The sequence below is a fragment of the Shewanella sp. AS16 genome (assembly GCF_021412365.1).
Taxonomy (GTDB): domain Bacteria; phylum Pseudomonadota; class Gammaproteobacteria; order Enterobacterales; family Shewanellaceae; genus Shewanella; species Shewanella salipaludis.
In genome coordinates, this window is the sequence record NZ_JAKCLK010000432.1 from 1 (window position 1) to 281 (window position 281).

Here is a 281-nt window from a genome sequence, read left to right on the forward strand (position 1 = left end):
CTGGAGAGAACCATGCACAAATTTACTAAAGCCCTGGCAGCCATTGGTCTGGCAGCCGTTATGTCACAATCCGCTATGGCGGAGAACCTGAAGCTCGGTTTCCTGGTAAAGCAACCGGAAGAGCCGTGGTTCCAGACCGAATGGAAGTTTGCCGATAAAGCCGGGAAGGATTTAGGGTTTGAAGTTATTAAGATTGCCGTGCCGGATGGCGAAAAAACATTGAACGCTATCGACAGCCTGGCTGCCAGTGGCGCGAAAGGTTTCGTTATTTGTACTCCGGA

Annotated in this window: 1 pseudogene; it reads left to right on the forward strand. The window is 50.9% G+C overall.

The features are described from left to right. Positions 1–12: 12 nt before the first annotated feature. Positions 13–281, forward strand: a pseudogene (gene araF / locus LZP73_RS20975) (arabinose ABC transporter substrate-binding protein AraF); the annotation flags it as partial.